This is a genomic window from Fluviispira vulneris (assembly GCF_014281055.1).
GTDB lineage: Bacteria > Bdellovibrionota_B > Oligoflexia > Silvanigrellales > Silvanigrellaceae > Silvanigrella > Silvanigrella vulneris.
In genome coordinates this window covers 1-19168 of record NZ_JACRSE010000001.1, presented here as the reverse complement: position 1 = coordinate 19168, position 19168 = coordinate 1, and the positions used below count along the sequence as shown (strand labels likewise).

The window sequence follows — 19168 nt, the reverse complement described above, 5'->3', positions numbered from 1 at the left end:
TTTTTATATTAAAAAAGAATTTTAAATTGTAAAATTCTTTTTTAACTCTTATCGATTAAGATAAAAACCCCTATAATTATGTTCATCTATCAAATCTTCAAATATTTTTGTTTTAATCTCAGCACTGTCTTCATCGAGATCTCGAATGGTTTTTCTATATACATAATCAGCCAAAACGCCTTCACCTTCAATATATTTTTCTCTTTCATTTTCAGCGTTATGCCGAATAACTTTGTTCCATGCGAACGTTATGCTCATTCCTTTAGGAAGTTTAGTACCATTAGGGATAATTGGTAATTTATCACCATCGTTATTAATTACAACTGGTTTTACAAAATCATCCCAAACAATTACATTCGCTCCTCCTCCCCCAGTCCTGAGGGACTCGCCAAATATCTTGCCAATTCGATAATCCTTCATATGTGAAACAAAAACTTCACATGCTGAATAGCAATTGCTATTTGTCAATACAGCTATAGGTTTATCAGTTATTATAGGTTTTATTATTTCTGTTTCTGATTTGTTAAAGCTTAAAGGCAAGGTATCATTTTCATCACCATCAAAAAGATTTTCTGGAGAAATAAAAAATTTACGTTGATTAATGTCTAACTGATATCTTTGTTCCTTTAAATAGTAACCCATCAGATTAGGTGTTTCCAATAATGGTTTAATTAATGGGTCTAAAGTGTTCAATCTGCTATAGTAACGATTTAGCTCAAGATTATAAAACGTTTGGTAGTTTGTGGGAGAAACAAGAGTTTCAAATTTTATATTTTCAACGAAATTATTTGTAAATAAGTTTGCTACTAACTGAGCATAACTTCCAAAACCACCTGGGTTATCACGAACATCTATCAATATACCATCAATATCATGTTTATTCTTAATTAAGAATTCCCTTAATCCTAAAATATTGCCAAATATTTTCTCCCGCATATATAAATATTTTTCTGGATTTATTTGCCCATATGGAAGAAAAATACCTATTGAAATATAAGCAATTTTTTTATTTTTATATGTAATTAATTGCGTCTTAATGTTTGATTCTAAAGTTATATCAGTTTCGTTAATTTCGATATCAGCCGCAGCATTCTTATATCCTGAATTATTTGTTTGAACCTGCGCAGAGTCTGTGTGCAAGTATGCACAATTTTCTTCTTGTGAAATTATCGTTTTCCAGGGAATAATAAACTCGTCAATACTTCCGTCAATTGCTTTTTTGAGCTTTATTTTAACTGTCCCGACTGGAGTCTTACCACTCGAACCATTTCGCCAGAATAAATTATTCACTGATCTTGTTTTTGAAGAATCATCATTGGCACCCTGCGATATTATCTCCAGAATTTTTAAAGCTTCTTTTGCATTAACTTCAGTCGCTGTTTCACCTTCAACACCAATATTTGTGATGGAGATAATTTCATCACCACGATTAATTGAAGTAAATTGTCGATTTTGTTCCTCAGTATATGTTTGTGGATCCAAGTTTTTTGAAAGACGCCCATCGATGATTATCTTTTCAGTTTTTCCTTCAGAATCATTTATATCATCATATATAATAGTTGCCGCCAAGGGTATTGAAGCATAAAAACATCTGGCAGGGTAAGGATATGAAAATGATGTGTGCAGATCCCGAGACTGCTTAAATACATTCATTATATTTTTCAAGAGAATATCAGAATCCATACTTTCGGTTAAATTCTTAACAGCTTCTTTTGAATCAAAATTAAATTCTTCAAGCTTTTGTAGCCTATTTACATAGAAGTCTGTGAAAACCGTTTGCACAGATTTAACGATATCTTTTTTTTCAGCAATACTTAGCTCTGGTAAATGCCACTCTTGAATGCTGTTTGTAGAATTGTTACGTTCTATTGCATTAATAACATGCGGTTTTTCACTTTCAACATTTTTATTACAAGATATTAAGAAAAAAATTGAATTTAAGGCAACAAATACTCTTTTTTTAGACAAAGCACATACCCCCCAAAAATAAATATATTATAAAATAATATATTTATAAAAAATATAAATATTGATTAATAAATTAATAATTTAAACAAAATATTATGTCAATATTAAAATTTATATATTTTTTAAAATATTACAAAATGATTAAAAACTAAGCATTAATAATATTTTGAGAAAATTCTCAATTGCTTAATAATTTTTCAGATCGGTTTTGTATTTAATTCGTCCACTCATAATTTATGCTAAGTAACATTAACTTTTACGACGCAGCGGAGAATGATGAAGTCAGGCCTGAACGTAACTCTTGAAGTCACCCAAAAAACGATTTTAAAATATAAGTTAACAAATTTAGACTGCAATTTAGGTAAAAGATAAGCATTCTTGATGGGCATTTGTGGTCAGAAACTCTGCCCTGAAAGTATGCTGTTTCTTTTACCGAGAAATAAGAAAATAATCGAGACTTATATGTTTAAAATCCCGCCAAAAAAATACTTCGTCACTCTCCCATTTCAACATAAACTGTTTTTAATTGAGTGTAACATTCAATAGCAGCTAAACCATTTTCGCGACCAAAGCCAGAACCTTTAACTCCACCAAATGGAATTTCTATAGGTGATAAATTATAATTGTTTATCCAACACATTCCTGCTTGAATTTGATCTATGACTCTGTGTGCTCTTTTTAAATTGTTGGTGAGTACACCAGCAGCCAATCCATATTCAGTGCTATTTGCTCTGCGAATAACTTCATCTTCACTTTCAAAATCGAGCACAGACATAACTGGCCCAAATATTTCTTCTTTCACTATTCGCATTTCATCATGACAATTAGAAAATACTGTCGGTAAAATAAAATTTCCGTTAGCAAATTTTACTTGACTTGGGCTCCAATCTGGCTGAGCCCCACCACATAATAGGGTTGCACCTTCTGCTTTACCTGACTCAATATAATCTAAAACCCGATTTAAATGTTGTTTACTTATAAGTGATCCCATTTGGGTCGTGGAATCAAATGGATCTCCAATTTTTATTTTTGTAACTTTCTGTATTAAATTTTCTAAAAACCTTTCTTTTATTTTTTTATGCACAAATACTCTTGTTCCATTGCAGCATATTTCACCTTGAGTGTAAAAATTCGCTAGGATTGCTATAGATGTTGCTTTATCAATATCAAAATCATCGAATATAATAAGAGGTGATTTTCCTCCTAATTCTAGACTCACTTGTTTTAAATTTTTAGCCGAATTTTCTACAATTCTTTTTCCTGTAGGAATGGATCCTGTTAAGGAAATTTTTCGAATTTCTGGATGCAATGAAAGCATTTCTCCCACGTCTCTACCACCTTGCACTATTTGGAACACACCTGCAGGCATACCGGCTTCTAAGTATATTTGTTCCAATTTCACTGCTGTCATTGGGGTTAATTCCGATGGTTTAAAAATCATAACATTGCCACTTGCCAATGCAGGTGCAGATTTCCACGCAGCAATTTGAAATGGATAATTCCAAGCACCAATTCCTGCACAAATACCAATAGGTTCCCTCTTTGTGTATGCAAAAGAGCGACCTAATTGAATGTGATCACCATGAATGCTCGGAGCCAAACCACCATAATATTCTAGAGCATCAGCAGAAGAAGGGATATCAACTTCGAGAGCTTCGCTTATAGGTTTACCAGAGTCTAAAACTTCAAGTTGAGCAATTTCAAAGCAGCGTTCACGGATAATGCGCGCTGCTTTTGACAAAATCTTTCCACGCTCAAACCCGCTCATTTTAGCCCAAATTTCGAAAGCAGAATGAGCTTTTATTATCACTTCTTGCAGTGCCTCTGGGCTTGTTATTTCAATTTCACATATCTTATTACCAGTCGCTGGGGAGTGATTCGAGAAATTCTTTTGCATAATTTTTCCTTTTAAGTATAGTTTCACTTCTATCAGAAAAACTATACTTAACAATTTCACGATTTTCAATTTAATAATTATTAAGAATTATTTTAAATTTGCAATATATATTTACATATTTATATTATTTTAATAACTGTAATTTTCTGGTTAAGCTCTATCCTATTGCAAATGAATAAAGTCTGTGTGATGGATTGATGTGACTGTGCTGTTTTTTTTAGGAGAATGATGACATGACACAAGAGAAAAGATTAGTATTGGATTGGACAAAAGTTCACGATGTTTTTCCTATTGAAAAACATTTAGCTAATGAAACAAGCAATCTTATTTCAGCCAAAAAATCTCTTATCACAGGTAAAGGGAAAAGCCCTGAATTTACAGGCTGGGTAGATTATGTAAAGGATGAGGCACAATCTGTTCTAAAATCCATTAAAAAACAGGTGGAAACTATTTGTAATCATTCCGATGCTGTTGTTGTCGTTGGCATAGGCGGAAGCCTACTAGGTACAAAAGCTGTCTATGAAGCTCTAACGCACTCTTTTGCAATTGTGAATCAAGAGTCTCTCCACCGCCGGCCGATTCTATTTTGGGCTGGACATCATATTGCCCTCGATGAACTTTCTGAATTACTTGATGCATTAGATTCTTATTCCCCAAGTCTCATCGTAGTTTCAAAATCAGGTGGGACAACAGAACCTGCATTGGCATTTCGTATTTTAAAGCAATACTTAGATGATCGCTTTGGCTGTGAAGAAGCAAGTCACAGGATATTTGCTATTACCGATCCCAATGATGGAACCTTATTAAAAATTGCCAAAGAGAATAACTATCCACATTATCCAATACCTAAAAATATTGGAGGTCGTTACTCTATTTTTACGCCTGTTGGATTGTTACCTTTAGCTATTGCTGGCGTTAATGTAACAGAATTTGTTGCAGGTGCCGAACAAGCATTTTATGATAGCACTTCCGAAAAAAACCATTCTCTTGAAACAAATCCTGCCCTTTGTTATGCAGGTATTCGCAATATTCTGTATACAAATAAATATAAAATAGAATCCCTCTGCACATGGTCACCTAAAGCAAAAGGCATCGCTGAATGGTGGAAGCAGCTCTTCGGTGAGAGCGATGGCAAAGAAAATTCAGGGATATTTCCTGCAAGCGCTAACTTCACAACAGATTTACATTCTCTAGGCCAATATTTTCAGGATGGCGAAAGACATTTATTTGCAACCCACTTAAAGGTTACAGATGAATATTCCCTTGCAAAAGGATCTCTAAAAAGAAAAATTAAAATTCCAAATTGTTCTTTAAATGATGGATTTGATTTCTTAACTGGTCACGAACTTTCTCACGTTCAAAATGAAGCGCAACAGGGAACATTTTTAGCACATTCGGATGGTAAAGTTCCCACACTTATTTGGGAACTTCCTGAAATGAATGCATGGTGGCTTGGATATTGGATGTACATAAATATGTTTGCCTGTGGTGTTGGTGGTTATGCAAGAGGAATAAATCCTTTTGATCAACCAGGAGTTGAAGATTACAAAAATAATATGTTCGCATTAATGGGTAAACCTGGTTATGCTGACAAAGCAGCGCACATCCGCAGTCGCTTAAACAGTGGCAATCGTTTGCGTTCTCTTGGACATACGAGTCGATAATTATTTTAATTTTTTATTGATAATATTTATTAAATTTTCATCAAATTTATTTTGTCTTATATTTTGCGCAAATTTCTCAGCATTTTGAGCAAATGATAAAGTGAATTTGATTTTTTTTATTGCTTGAACTAAATTTTTTTGTGTTAAATTCTGGCTTTGGATAGAAATTCCTATCCCAAGTTTTTCAACTCTTCGAGCATTGTCTGGTTGATCATGCGAAAATGGAATAAGAATCTGTGGTTTTGCAGCTGCAAGCGCTTGCCCTGTTGTGCCTATTCCACATTGGTGTACAACCATAGAACAATAAGGGAACAAAACTGAAAAAGGTTCATAATTCGAAATAAAAATATTTGATGAGAGATAAGCTTGCTCTGGGATTCTTTGCGGTTTTTTTCCGACTAAAAAGATAGCACGGCAACCGATCTCTTTAATTGCTTTAAAGGCATTTATATAAAAATCATTTTTTGTTTTGACTATAGTGGATCCAAGAGTAAATACAATGGGCGCCTCACCCTTATCAATAAAATTCCTTAATCCCGATGATATATCATTTGAGTTTTCTTGATCAAATAATGGAAAACCTAAATTGTAAATTTCCTTAGGCCAATCAGGTTTTTCAATAGAAAACTCTTTTGGAAATAATGCTAAAATTCCGTTTTTAGAATAATCCCAAATTGCACCCCTTTTATAATTATTTTCTAAACCTAATTTTTTTTTTAATTGCACAACTGGTTTTAAATTTTTATTAAAATCTTTCATCATTAAATGACATATTAAATTTAAAACACGAGGCCCTAAAAACTTAATATAACTTAAATATTTAAATTTCCCTACAAATGGAGGATCATAAGCAGAAAAAATAGCACATGGCTGCAATAAGCAGGAAAGCCATGGAATATTGTGCTTTTCAGCAACCAATGGTGCCGCAAATGTAAATGTATGGGGAATAACAAGATCGTATTTTGGTATTTCATTTTCGAGTAGTTCATAACTTTCATTTAAATATGGAAGTATCAATTCCTTCATAAAATACAGCGTCCCTGTTTTGGGATCATGCGCTTTTCCTGGCCATACATCATCTGAGCCAAAATCTTCTTCGCTTGGACGCATTGGTATAAAATGAATTCCAAAATTTTCGACTATCTCTTTGTATTGTATATGGCTCATAAGAGTTACTTTATGTCCAACATTGATAAGTGCTTTTCCCATTGCAATAAAAGGATGTAAATCTCCATATGAGCCATATGTTGTTAAAAGTATTTTACTCATGGATTTTTCCTCTTTTTAAAATAAACTATAAATGAAAAAATTTATGCATTTTATTCTCACTTAAAAATGAAATAAAGTCTATATATAGAAAAAAAAAAAAATTGCCGGATAATTGTTTGACTTTAGAACTTAACAGAATTAATTCATATTAAAGTGATTGAAATAAAACTCAAATAATTTATTCTATGCATAAAAAAAGAAGATCATAAAAGATTTCATACTTGAGATGCATTTACCTGAAACGAATAGATCATTAATTAAAAAGATAAGAAATAATTATATTATAATTTAAAATATTATATCCACCAGAAGAACCAGAAACAGTCACATTATTAAACGTTGCATCTGCATAATTTGATACACCTCTTGCAACAAAAACACTTCCACCTATTGCAAATCTATTTGATAAATTTATGGATGCTTTAAAGCTTGCACCGATATTCCAATCTGAATTTACAGTAGGATTTATCGCCTGTGAACTACCGCCAACTGTTAAATCATTTTCATATGCTGCATATGGAGAAATGTTTAAAGAAATAATTGTATATAAGTTTATCCAATCTGCTGGTTTTATTTTAAATCCAGCATCACCACCCACTTGAAAAATACTATACTTGCTCGAACTTGTGTAAGTAGTAGTTGAGGTAGACCCTTGGGTCATTTCTCCACGCACGCCGAGCCCAAGTAAAAACTGAGATGTGTTTCCTGAACCTGGAAAAAAATAGACTCTTAAACTTGCATTTTCTCCTTCAAAAGTACTTTCTCCAAAAGTAACTTTAGAATAACCTCCCTCAACCATGAGCTCAGAAGAGTAAATATTTCTTTCGAGAGATAGAGCAAAGTATAAACTGAGAAGAATAATTATTAAATAAAACTTCCTAAGTTGCATCTTATCTCCTTTTCATTAATTTAAATACATCTTTATAAAAATTATCATATATTAATTAAATTAACAAATATTAGAGTTTGAAATATATTTTGACACTTTTTATTTTTTTATATTAATCTCAAATGAACAGTGTTAATAAAGGATTATAAATCAGCAGCTTTAATATTCTTTATTTTCAGGTGAGTTTTGTTTATCTTTAAACTCTCTGTTACAGCACACCCATTGATTATTAAATAATTTTTATACATAGTACTAGGAGAATAATTAAAAGAAATAATACTATATACACTGAGCCAATTTGGATCATTAATTTTAAAGCCAATTTCTCCACCTACTTGAAAAGAAATATAATTGATTTTATTCGAATATGCTGAATCAGATCCTTGAGCCTTTTCACCGTGCACACCTAGTCCCAGCAAGAATTTATGCTCCTCGGGAAAAGTGCCTGGAAAAAAATAGACTATTACACTCACATTTTCACCGTCTAAGTTTATTTTTCACCATTTCTACCGGAAACAATATATTTATAAAAAACAAAATAAATAACAAATTACTTTATATTAATTATAAATATATTAAATTTATTTATATTATTTTATCTATTGTAAAATATTATAAACGCACAAAAATAAAGCTCCGCCTTACATTCTTTCCCGTTACATAAACTTAGGGTAATCTCAAAATGCCCCGATTAGGGAAAGGAAATAAAATGACAAAAAATAATATGGATATAAAACAAGATCACGTTCAAATAGGTAACATCACAGTTCGCTTAGCAAAAGAGTATGAAGTCGATGCAAATTGGTTGGGAAATGATATTTCTGCGCATCAATTGAGAGCATCTTGGCTTCGCCTTTCTCAGGATGATTTACCAATGAATCCCCGCCTTGTGGGCAAACCTGGTGTAGGTAAAACAACTTTAGCCGTAGCCGTTGCACGTGAGCTAAATTATCCTGTCTTTTTAATGCAAGGCACAAGCGACACTCGTCCAGATGACCTCATCATCACTCCAGTCATCACTGAAGGAAAACAAATTTCATATGTTGCAAGTCCACTCGTGACAGCAATGATCGTTGGAGGTGTGTGTATTTTGGATGAAGGCAACAGAATGTCGGAAAAAAGTTGGGCAAGTTTAGCTTCGTTGCTTGATCACAGACGTTATGTAGATTCTGTTATTGCTGGAGTTCGTTTACATGCACATAAAGAATTTCGTTTTGTTACGACAATGAATGATGATTCAAGTGTTTACGATTTACCAGAATATATACAAAGCAGACTCAATCCACAAATATTTTTAGATTTTGCCGATATTGAAACAGAAGCTCGGATTGTTCGTTATGCAGTTCCCTATGTCGAAGAAAATTTATTAACTTTGCTCGTCAGTTTTTTATCCATCGCTCATAAATATGACGAAACATATTCCGTTCGAGATGGAATTCAAATTGCAAAATACGCTCAAAGACTCCGTTCCTTAAATAAAGAATTGAGTTTACCTAAAGCTCTAAAAACGAGTGTTTATTCTATTCTAGGAGAAGAAGCTTTGAAATATTTTCCTTCTGATGATCAAATGCAAAATGACAATAATTCTTCACGCCCAAATTTAAGACCAGTGTGATGAAAAATCAAAAATTAAAAGGTAAAAAAATTCAATTATCTGACAATTATTTTTTTGAGTTTGAGAAAGCACGCCTAAAAAACTTTAAAGATGAAGAAAGCTTTTTAGGTTGGGAATTTACTCTTGGGAGAATTCGTTCTCAATTTCTTGAAAAGTATATAACCAATTGTAACGTTAGCTTTTTACCCCTTTGCAATATGAATTTGCAAGAGAATTGTATCTTAAAAAATATAATACAATCTCCTCAAAATCCATTGCAGAAATGCACACATATTTTAGTTGATTGGCCCGAAGAAACGAGCGAAATTCTTCCTCAACTCATAAAAAGTTTTCCTAACCCTGTGACACTTGCAAGTAAAAAAACAATCGAACAATCTACCTATCAGGAAAGCGATGACAATCTCATTGCACAAATGCAAAATAATCCTGTTGTTTTTGTTGAATCGCTCGATTCTCGCCGTTTTATCCTAAATAAGCTCTTTACCAATCCCGTTGAGATTTATTGTGTTGGAGGGATTGAAAGTTATTTGCAATGGCAAATTTTAAGTAAATTAAATCCCAATCTATCATCTTACCTCTCTCCAGAATTACAAACATCTGGTGCGAGTCTCACTTGGTTGCAGTTAAAATTGCGTGAGTCTTTAAATTTGAGCGGAGATAATCATAATTATATCCATAATAATCTTGAGCAGACAGCACATAAAATTATTAAATATATAATTTCCCATTCTGACGATGAAATCCTTATTATTTGTGGAATTGAATTATTTAAAAAAATAGAAAGTACCCTAAAATTATTTAAAAATAAAAATGAATTCAATAATATTTTTAGCAAAAACATTATTGATTTTAAGAATTTAAAAAGCAAAAATCATGCAAGAAATTTGTATTTATGCCAACCTACTCCAGAAACAGCTGCAGATTATGCTGTTGTACCAGGTTTTTTTGTCCATGATCTTCTTAAAAAGAATGAAAAAATAAAAAGTTGGTTAGAATTTGCTCGATACAGTTTTTCACAGGCCTTTATAAGAACAGCCGAGCGATATGCAGAATGGACAAAATTTAAAATCAATGCTGGCCAAGAAAGAGATTATTTTCGTTTTGTATATCGCCTTGCTCAAGATCGAAACGCACTTTTCCCAAGCACTTTCGATCTCTTATTATCAGCAAGTGCTGTGATAGACTCAAACTTCGCCTTTGAATTACTAAAAGAATGTAAAGATTTTCCTATAAACTCTAACTTTTCATCGACTTTACCAATTGTGCATTTACCTCTGAATCATTTTATAAAAAATACGACAAAAATAAGTATACAAAAATTTGAAACACTGCAAAGCAAAAAAAGTTTTCATAAGACTAAACTTAAATCTGTTGATAAAGCAAAAAAAGCATATAAAGTTCAACCCGTGAGTGAAGAAAAATATGCAGATAATTCATGGGTAAATGAAGATCATCCCTATTCTTGTTCCTTTCCAAGTGAAGATATTTTCATGGAGCGTTTAGCTGCCAATGTAAAAAAGAATATGAAAGAAAAACTCCACTCACAAGAAATCGTTTTTCGTGAATTACAAGCAGATTTTTGTGATGGCTTAGATTTACGAGAAACAATTAGAAATTGGCATAAAGAAAAAATAATAATTAAAGATTTACAACACCTAGGCAAAGCTGATATAGGTGCCGTTGTATTTAGTTTTGCAGAAGCAAATAAAGATAGTTATTATTCTTGGAAATCCTTTTGGCTGGCTGAACAGCATGATGATAGCAATCTTATGTTTTATGCGACCCCATTTAAGGACAAACTTATTGGTCCAGGAATTGCGAAAAGTGAATTCGGTGGATTTGCAGTCATACCGCTCCCAAGTGGAATGGAAAACCCTTGGGGAAATCCTTTTATTACACATTACGCACAAAATTCTACAGAATGTTTAATATTAGCAGGAGCCTTGTCGACTGCACATAAAAATATCTTATTTATTTCCAATCATCCCCCTTCCCAACACATCCTAAAAATTTTAAAACAAAGTGGGAAAAGCATCATTTATGCAAAGCTCGATGAATTTCCTCCAGAAGACATTCGTCTTGTTCGCACATTTCATATTCTTGCTGAAGCTGGAGTTCGGGAGTATGCACAAAAATATATTAGAAAGGATTAATTTAAAATGCGCAATCTTGACTTAAAACAAACGCGCAAGAAAATGACTGATTTTTTCATAAAAAATTATTCTCTTGCCTTTATCAGTATTATTCCAAATTTTACTTATGCAGCACCAGTAGCTTTAGATCTACCAAAAGCAAAAGAAGTAACTTCTGTTCAAAAAACCAATGTTGAACCTAAATTTATCCAATCAGCTCCCATAATTCCTGGCTCATCTATTCAAGCTTATCAATATTTACTAGAAAATGGTTTAAAATTTATAGTCATTCCTGACAATAGAAATCCAATTGCAACAATTCAATTTATTCTTGATGCTGGTAGCAATAGAGAGCAAAAAGGCATCACAGGCTTAGCACATTTTTTTGAACATATGATGTTTAGAAAAACAAAAGACCATCCTGAAGGATATTATGATCGCACAATTAATTCCGTTGGCGGAAGTGGCAATGCAGGCACGAGCGATTCTTTTGTTACTTTTTATACAACTTTTCCCGGGCCAGCATTGGAAACTATGTTAAAACTTGAGGCAGATCGCTTTACGAAACTCGACCTTGCAGAACCTTATTTTTCAATTGAAAAAGGCGCCGTTATCTCTGAAAGAAAATTACGAGTAGAAAATGACCCTCTTCAACGCAGTAACGAGTTTATTCGCAGCATCACTGAACGTGGCACTTCAATGGAATGGTTGACTATTGGATCGAAAAAAGATGTTGAAGAAATGAGTATAAATGCAGCCAAAAGCTTTTATGAAAAATACTACACACCAGATAATACAATTATGATTGTGGGTGGGCCATTCGAACAAAAAAATGTCGCTCAAATGGTGCAAAAATATTTCTCTTCTTGGCAAGGTAAAGTAACAGAGCAACATGCAAAATATCCTGCTGATTATTATACACGTGACCTTGGTAAAAAATTTATATGCAGCGCACCTATTTTTAACAAAAGATTTAAAATTGTTTATCCAGCAGCTAATGGGAATCTAAAGGAATTAATTTACTCCATTGTTTTTCAGGCTATGCTTGATGACAATCCAAATGGTACTTTTGAACGTCGTTTGGTGAAGGACAAACTCGTCACCGATTTTAATTTCTACAAAACTTATTGGCAGAAGCAAAACAATCCATTTGTTGTTAATTTCTCTTTAACTAAAGAACAAAAATATGAACCAGTCCTCCAATTTTGGCAAAAAGGTGTTCAAGAGGTTTTAAATAAACCAATTAGCGAAAAAATAAGAAGACAAATTTTAAAACAACTTGCTGTTTCAAATGCTGACACTGCTGAAAGAATGACGGCTTTAACCAATACTGTGCTAGATAATACTTTTTTTCTAAATGATTTTAATGCTTCTGGACAAGCAGAAAAAATAGTTAAATCAATTACTACTGAAAATTTAAGACAGTGGATACACGAAAATATTTCTCCACAAAAATACTATCTCACAGGGATAGTAACCCCTCAGGAAGCACCTACATGTTCAGATATGTATGCAGAATTTCAAAAAAGTATTCGATAAGGAATCAGATACATGAATTTTAAAATCATTTCACTTTTATTATCTTGTGCGACATTTCCATCTGCATTTTCTCAAGATTCACTGAAGAGTATAAGACCAGCTGTGTCTATAAAACCAGTAGAACTCGATTGGAGATCTATTAAGTGGCCAAGTATTAACTACACAAGAATTCCTGTTGATGGAGGGGCTGCAATTTATAGCTTACACAGCAGCACAGCATTGAAATTTAAAGTTACATTCGTATTTTCAGGCGGTGTCTATGCTTTTCCTGAAAGTGAAAGAACTGCTTTTGGTGCATTTTCAGATCTTATCACACTTGGAGGATTTGGCGATTTAAATTTCGATCAAATACAAAATTACACCACTGAATATGGAATAAATATTCGCTCTAGTATTACACCATTAGGACAATTTGTTATCACTGCCGATGCTTTATCAGAGGACTTTCCTCGATTGCTATCTCTTGTAAACAATATGATTTTGAAACCCAAATTTGAAGAAAAAGCTCTTGATTTATGGAAGCAACAATCTATAGATGCATTTAATAATCTAATGGATAGTAATACAATTGAAAAACAGTATCGTTTTATTGATATCGAGGCAACTAAACTTGCTTTCGGCAAAGAACATTATTTTGCTAAATCCATTGAAAGAGTTTCACCAAGTGTTATTAAAAAGGTGACCTACGATCAGATTAAAAATATTTATAAAAGAACAATTTCTAAAAATGGCCTGAATGTATCTATTTCAGGTTCTTTTACGCAAAAAGATTTTGACTCCCTTCGACAACTTGTCGGTAAAATACCTTATCTCGAGCCATCAATTAAAACCTGGTATCCATCGAGAAAAATGAATACTCAAAATGCTAAAAAAATTAACACAGTGATAATTAAGAAATCTGATATGTCCCAATCCACAGTATCGTTACGTTACTATTACCCAAAATTCGGCAAACTCAATTCCATTGAAACAACTCAATTTGATATTTTAGAAGAAATATTTTCCTCTACTGGTGGCGTAATAGGTAATGATCGCTTTTCAAAAGCCATGCGTGCAGACTCAGGAATAAGTTATTCACCACATGCCTATTTTAATGACACACTTCTATTCCCTAACACAGATGTCGGAGTTTTTTATCTCAATTTTCAAAGTCCAAATGAAAGAATTGCTGAAGCAATACGCATTGCTACGCAGACATGGCATAAATTTATTAAAGAGGGAGTTTCTCAAGAAGAACTCGATAATGCAAGAACCTCAATGATAAATAGAATGCTTGCAAGTGAATCAACAGTATTTAACAAAAGTGATGAAATTCTCACACAACTGATAAAAGGGCAATTGCCGAGTGTAAATCCAGTTGAATTTACACTTGCAAAACTAGACAAACAGCGCAGTGTAAAAAATTTAAATGAAACTCTCAAAAGACTTTCAGATTCAGAAATTGTTCCAGTTCTCGTTATTATGGGTAATCCCAACGATGAGCAGATAAAACTTCTAAAAAAGATTGATGCCCTTGACTTAAGCCATGTGAGCGAATTAAGTTCTTTGACGAAGCCATATATGTAATTTTTAAGGAGACCTTTTATGATTAAGTCTTTTGCAGTTGAGTCCTCTTCTCCTGCTGATTTTATAAAAAAAGTAACAGATTCTTTAGCAGGTCGAGAGCTTGGCAAAATTGCAAGTATGAGTGTAAAGGAAAATAATATCGTAATTATGTTTTCTAAGCTTGGAAAAAGTGAGGTTATCTTCAATATTAAAAATGAAGATAATGGTTTTAGCTGTACCCACAGTTCTGAAAAAATAGCACTTACTCACAAAGCATTGCGTGGAGACATTGAAGGTAAATTAGCAAAAGTTCTTGAGTCAAACGGAGCCAAAGTAACAGAAAGTTAAGTACACTGTTAAATTATCCTTCGTTCAAATTTATTTTGATAAAGTTCAGAGCTGTGAGTAGGAAAATTTAATTTCTTTCCCACAGCGAGTTCTTCAGAAGCCAATATAGTAAAATAAAACTCGACCATACCTGTTTTGTAAAGATCATTTTTTACCGATTGACACCAGATTCGCCCTCCATGGCTCTGCACGATTTTTTCTGCTGCAGCAAGACCTAATCCTGTCCCGCTTTTTTTTGCTTTTGTAAAAAATGCATTGAATAAATTTTTAATATCTTCATTCTCAATAAATGAATTGTTGTTACCTATACAAAATTCTATAAAAAGGTTTTTCTCAATTAAAACTTCTCGGGTTTGTATCCATATTTTCCCACTAAAGTTCATTGCCTGCAAAGCATTGAGTAATATATTAGCAAAAACTCTCTCAATTTTACTTATATTTACCCTAATCTTGTGCTTATGGGAAAAGTCAAAGATAAAAGTGATGTCAGTATTATTGTAAATTTGCAAATTTTCTTTGACGACTGAAAAAATTAATTTTTCTGGACAAATGGATTCCAATACTAATTTTTCAGAATGATAACCCATTTCCATAACATCTAACAGCATCCCATTTACTTTTTGAAAATTTTTTTCGACCTGAGGTACAAGTGTCTTAATTAAGTTATTTATTTGTGTCATATCTTTTTGCAGGGATAAGGTCTTTAAAATTGTCTGCAACATTAAAAAAGGTTGGCGAACGTCATGTGCTAAAAGCTGGATTGTTAGTGCAATAGCAGCGTTTTTTTCAGCTTCAATTGTTTTTTCTTGCAAAGCTTTTAAATTCAAAATTGACTTGTTTAAAATTTGAAAGAGATCGGTTATTTCTTCGGATAAATTTTTTGGAATTTCCAGTTCTTGCAAAGTTTCTGAATTTTTGAAGTGGGTGATGAGCTGAACTAAAGGCGAAATACTATTCCTCAATAAAATCCATAATAAAAAATGAACGATAATTGATAAAAATACCCATATGAAAAAAAAATTTCCATAACTTGATGAATACGTTCCTTGTAAGCTTAAATCCTGCAAAACTCCTAAAAGGATTAATGATGAAAAAAGAGATAGCACCATCCAAAACGCAAAAAAAGTGCCCAAAATTTTATAAATAATGGGTGAACTACTGGTACTTTCTAAGATTTTAACATTATAGATAGCTCGCATGAAATTGCTCTCTATAATAATTCTGATTCCAAAGATGGATAATACCAATCTAGATCGTGGGTTATTGCCCAACTACAATCACCTAAGGTAAAATGCCACCATTCAGCAGTATAATTAACAAAACCAACATGTTTCATAGCATTGAATAATAAACGGCGGTTTTTCCGAATATCAGACCATTCTTCTTTAGTATAACCTGATCCTTCTGAAAAATTTTGCTCGAACCAATTCGTATGTGAATAATCAGAAACGCAGTCAAAGTCTGTTCCCATATTTAAAGCTTTTCCATCCACAGCCAGAGTGAGGTCAACCGCCCCACCGCTATTGTGTGGAGGAATTTTATAGCGAGAAGTTTCGTCAGGATGAACGACAAATTCCTTGGTTCTGACAAAAATTTCTTCATGACTTAATGCTGGGTGTAAATCTTTTTGTTGCTCATAGATATATCTAAATAAATCAAACTGAGTTTCAATTGTTCGAAAGGCATCAAAGATTATAAAACTAAAATTGTGCGGAAGACATTCAAGAATTTGATTTAATTTTAATACCAAAGCTGACCGCGTGTACATCTTGTTTAGTACACCCTTTAATTTTAATTCTTTATAAGAATGCAAAGATTTTATGCGGAAGTTTTGATCGATAGGCATGGGCTTTGCATTTGCCTTCAACCAATTAATATCCTCTTGACTGGGAGTTTTATAAACGAATTCTATTGGTGTTTCATAAAATTGCTTTATCATATTTTTCCTTACAGAGGTGAAATAAATTGAAGAAAATTGAATACAAACTTTCCAAAAAAATTGGCGATAGAATAACCTAAAATACCAAGAATAATAGCTATTGCAACTCCGCTCTTCCATTTTCTCACTTGCGCAACAGCTACAGCTGATCCTGGTCCACCAATAAGCGATTGTGAAGTTACTGAATAAACGATTTTATTCAGTTTAAAAATATAAGCTGAAATAATTATAAAAAGACCATGCGTGAAAATAACAATAAAAGGCATAAGAATTAAAACTTTAGGAAGTTGAAGTATAGCTTTAAAATCAGTTGAAGCACCCACACTGAAAAAGAATCCAGCAAATAAGACTGCTCCAAGCACATATGCAGATTTAAATTGAGCTCTTAAAAATGGAATTTGTCCTGCACACAAAGCAAGAATACTCAACCATAAAATTTTATGCATAAAACCAATATTTTTTGCTAGGAAACTAGAAAGAATTAAAATACCTAAAGAAACAAATAAACAAGTTAAAATACTAACAATACTTACTCTAACTCCTTCAAGTGGAGTCCCCTCCTCTTCAGAAATTTTTATTTCTTCGCCTTTATCGTTACCATACCATATTACTAGCTGCAGCCAAAGACAGGTCACAACAATGTCAACAGTTAAAACTGCTATAAAGTAGGTATTTGGAATTTCGAGTAACTTTTGCATGGCAGCCGCATTTTCGACACCACCAATATAACTTGCTGTAAGCTGCGCAGCTATTTTATATGCATCTATTCCTAAACTATTTGCTGCAACTGCTCCCGCAATCAGACCTCCTAAAATACTTCCAAATGCCCCAAAGACATACACAGCTATAATTTTAATTGGCACCTTAAGTATATCTTGAATTCTAAAATCAAGAATCAGCAATATAATTGCTGTAAGTACAAAAGGCCCTTGAAATAAATCATACAACTCTGAATGAGATGGTACTAAACCTAATTGACTTAAGAGCATAGCTAAAAAAATTAATAAACCGACACTACTCACGTGCGCGATCCAAGCAACACGACGTTCAATTGCATAACAAAACAGAGCTGAACCACTAACTATTAGAAGAAGAAATTGCGATGACATTATTTACCTATTTATTTTAGATTTTTAAGAGCTTTTGAAAAATGATTGGAAATAAATACCAAAAAAACTATTTAGTTGACATTTGAAAGTTATATTAAAAATACATTTTGTCAAGAATATGAATTGCATTTTTATCTTTATTTTTCAATAGATTACCAATATTTAAGTTATAATTAAAAATATAATAGATAGATTTTTTTTCTATTTAAAAACAATTAAAAATGCACATATTTTGATCAAAAATTATGAATATTGTAAACATGATCTCCTTTTGAAAAAAAAATATTTACTTGACAGATTGACTTAATATATCCGATAAAAAGAGAATTAATTTTTAAAAATAAATTGTTAAAATAAAATTTTGTATTTATCAAAAATATGATAAAAAATAAAGCAAAATGAAATTAAGAGAATTTAAAGCAAAATTTATGAAATATAATAATTTACAAAATTTCAATTACAAAATTTTCTAACTCAACTTAACATTTAGAACAAATCGCAAGACGCAACCATCAAAAGAATTTACTAGTTTAAACACATTTAATAATCTTAGCACTCAAGATTAACCCAAAGAGCTTCTTTTATGTGCAATATATTTAGAAATTTATGATGCATAGCACCGACTTATACTGTACAAATGATAGTTGCAACTTATAGAAAATTGTTCAACTCTCATTCAGCCCAAGAGAGAATCCAATTAAAAGTTTTAATACGATTAAATCCCAAAAAAATTGCGATTGCTCCCATTGAAGATACATTTTAAAAATTATTTTCTATTATTCATTCTTAATTTGTTTTTAAAATCTTCTTAACTCGTTTTATTGAAATCAGGCTCATTCTCTATTTCTTTTAATATTGAATCTAAATTTAAATTTTTATCATTTTTATCTAAAGACTTTTTAATTTTCTCCATATCATAACTAGAAAATTCAACGTAAATATTTCGAATTATAAAAAAACATGGATCGAAATAACCTACATTTTTAGTAATCCAAGGTTCTGAAAATAATAGAAAAAATATTTCTCTTCAAAAAGAAATATTAATAAAAATCAATAATGCACTTCACATAGTAAAAAATTCCTATTCTCCGACTTCAATTGAAAAGGCTGAATTAGTAATAGAAAACGGTATCAGAGCAAATAGATTACTAAGTGAAAATAAATATACGGTAGCTCATAGAATTACTTCAAGAAATACAGTAAATATTGCTTATATTACGCAAACCGATTTGGAGTTTTATTCGAATAAAAAAA

Annotated in this window: 14 protein-coding genes; 6 read left to right on the top strand and 8 right to left on the bottom strand. The window is 32.1% G+C overall.

Features of this window, described 5'->3' with window-relative positions:
* Positions 1-48: 48 nt before the first annotated feature.
* The gene (locus H7355_RS00070) at positions 49-1968 is read right to left on the bottom strand and encodes a S41 family peptidase (protein WP_186643635.1); all 1920 of its coding nucleotides are present in this window, start codon (positions 1966-1968) and stop codon (positions 49-51) included.
* 493 nt (positions 1969-2461) lie between these two features.
* On the bottom strand, positions 2462-3892 hold the full coding sequence (gene betB, locus H7355_RS00065; protein WP_315861823.1) for a betaine-aldehyde dehydrogenase: 1431 nt from the start codon (positions 3890-3892) through the stop codon (positions 2462-2464).
* Between the two features lie 206 nt (positions 3893-4098).
* Between betB and H7355_RS00060 the strand changes: the two genes are divergently transcribed.
* Positions 4099-5529 (top strand): glucose-6-phosphate isomerase, encoded by a 1431-nt coding sequence (locus H7355_RS00060; protein ID WP_186643627.1) that lies wholly within the window; start codon positions 4099-4101, stop codon positions 5527-5529.
* Here the strand turns inward: H7355_RS00060 and H7355_RS00055 are convergent, their stop codons facing one another.
* From H7355_RS00055 to H7355_RS00045, 3 genes are all read right to left on the bottom strand, one after another.
* The gene (locus H7355_RS00055) at positions 5530-6798 is read right to left on the bottom strand and encodes a glycosyltransferase (protein WP_186643625.1); all 1269 of its coding nucleotides are present in this window, start codon (positions 6796-6798) and stop codon (positions 5530-5532) included.
* A gap of 253 nt (positions 6799-7051) precedes the next feature.
* Positions 7052-7687, bottom strand: coding sequence for a hypothetical protein (locus H7355_RS00050; RefSeq protein ID WP_186643623.1), 636 nt, complete (start codon positions 7685-7687; stop codon positions 7052-7054).
* 143 nt (positions 7688-7830) lie between these two features.
* Positions 7831-8160, bottom strand: coding sequence for a hypothetical protein (locus H7355_RS00045; RefSeq protein WP_186643621.1), 330 nt, complete (start codon positions 8158-8160; stop codon positions 7831-7833).
* Positions 8161-8396: 236 nt separating this feature from the next.
* Here H7355_RS00045 and H7355_RS00040 point away from each other — a divergent pair, with 236 nt between their 5' ends.
* From H7355_RS00040 to H7355_RS00020, 5 genes are read left to right on the top strand one after another with little or no spacing between them, the layout of a single operon-like run.
* Positions 8397-9302 carry an AAA family ATPase gene (locus H7355_RS00040; protein ID WP_186643619.1) on the top strand — a complete coding sequence of 302 codons (906 nt, stop codon included), beginning with the start codon at positions 8397-8399 and terminating at the stop codon, positions 9300-9302.
* Entirely contained in the window at positions 9302-11455 is a 2154-nt protein-coding gene (locus tag H7355_RS00035; RefSeq protein ID WP_186643616.1) for a hypothetical protein, read from the top strand. The genes H7355_RS00040 and H7355_RS00035 overlap by 1 nt, the downstream gene beginning before the upstream one ends.
* A 6-nt stretch (positions 11456-11461) precedes the next feature.
* Positions 11462-12973: a M16 family metallopeptidase gene (locus H7355_RS00030; RefSeq protein WP_186643614.1), complete on the top strand. Its 1512-nt coding sequence runs from the start codon at positions 11462-11464 to the stop codon at positions 12971-12973.
* A gap of 12 nt (positions 12974-12985) precedes the next feature.
* Positions 12986-14539 (top strand): M16 family metallopeptidase, encoded by a 1554-nt coding sequence (locus H7355_RS00025; RefSeq protein WP_186643612.1) that lies wholly within the window; start codon positions 12986-12988, stop codon positions 14537-14539.
* A gap of 18 nt (positions 14540-14557) precedes the next feature.
* Complete coding sequence (locus H7355_RS00020; protein ID WP_186643603.1) at positions 14558-14866, top strand: hypothetical protein; 309 nt, start codon at positions 14558-14560, stop codon at positions 14864-14866.
* Positions 14867-14874: 8 nt separating this feature from the next.
* Here the strand turns inward: H7355_RS00020 and H7355_RS00015 are convergent, their stop codons facing one another.
* Genes H7355_RS00015 through H7355_RS00005 form a run of 3 tightly spaced genes read right to left on the bottom strand, consistent with a single transcriptional unit; the run spans position 14875 to position 17914 of the window.
* The gene (locus tag H7355_RS00015) at positions 14875-16065 is read right to left on the bottom strand and encodes an ATP-binding protein (RefSeq protein WP_186643601.1); all 1191 of its coding nucleotides are present in this window, start codon (positions 16063-16065) and stop codon (positions 14875-14877) included.
* Positions 16066-16076: 11 nt separating this feature from the next.
* The gene (locus H7355_RS00010; protein ID WP_186643599.1) at positions 16077-16805 is read right to left on the bottom strand and encodes a M15 family metallopeptidase; all 729 of its coding nucleotides are present in this window, start codon (positions 16803-16805) and stop codon (positions 16077-16079) included.
* Between the two features lie 8 nt (positions 16806-16813).
* Positions 16814-17914 (bottom strand): DUF819 family protein, encoded by a 1101-nt coding sequence (locus H7355_RS00005; protein WP_186643597.1) that lies wholly within the window; start codon positions 17912-17914, stop codon positions 16814-16816.
* Positions 17915-19168: the final 1254 nt, after the last annotated feature.

Bases quoted from the DNA above. Each gene is read 5' to 3' on its own strand.
- H7355_RS00050 (WP_186643623.1), bottom strand. From the start codon at position 7,687: ATGCAACTTAGGAAGTTTTATTTAATAATTATTCTTCTCAGTTTATAC.
- H7355_RS00060 (WP_186643627.1), top strand. From the start codon at position 4,099: ATGACACAAGAGAAAAGATTAGTATTGGATTGGACAAAAGTTCACGAT.
- H7355_RS00005 (WP_186643597.1), bottom strand. From the start codon at position 17,914: ATGTCATCGCAATTTCTTCTTCTAATAGTTAGTGGTTCAGCTCTGTTT.
- H7355_RS00055 (WP_186643625.1), bottom strand. From the start codon at position 6,798: ATGAGTAAAATACTTTTAACAACATATGGCTCATATGGAGATTTACAT.
- H7355_RS00020 (WP_186643603.1), top strand. From the start codon at position 14,558: ATGATTAAGTCTTTTGCAGTTGAGTCCTCTTCTCCTGCTGATTTTATA.
- H7355_RS00025 (WP_186643612.1), top strand. From the start codon at position 12,986: ATGAATTTTAAAATCATTTCACTTTTATTATCTTGTGCGACATTTCCA.
- H7355_RS00010 (WP_186643599.1), bottom strand. From the start codon at position 16,805: ATGATAAAGCAATTTTATGAAACACCAATAGAATTCGTTTATAAAACT.
- H7355_RS00030 (WP_186643614.1), top strand. From the start codon at position 11,462: ATGCGCAATCTTGACTTAAAACAAACGCGCAAGAAAATGACTGATTTT.
- H7355_RS00015 (WP_186643601.1), bottom strand. From the start codon at position 16,065: ATGCGAGCTATCTATAATGTTAAAATCTTAGAAAGTACCAGTAGTTCA.
- H7355_RS00040 (WP_186643619.1), top strand. From the start codon at position 8,397: ATGACAAAAAATAATATGGATATAAAACAAGATCACGTTCAAATAGGT.
- H7355_RS00035 (WP_186643616.1), top strand. From the start codon at position 9,302: ATGAAAAATCAAAAATTAAAAGGTAAAAAAATTCAATTATCTGACAAT.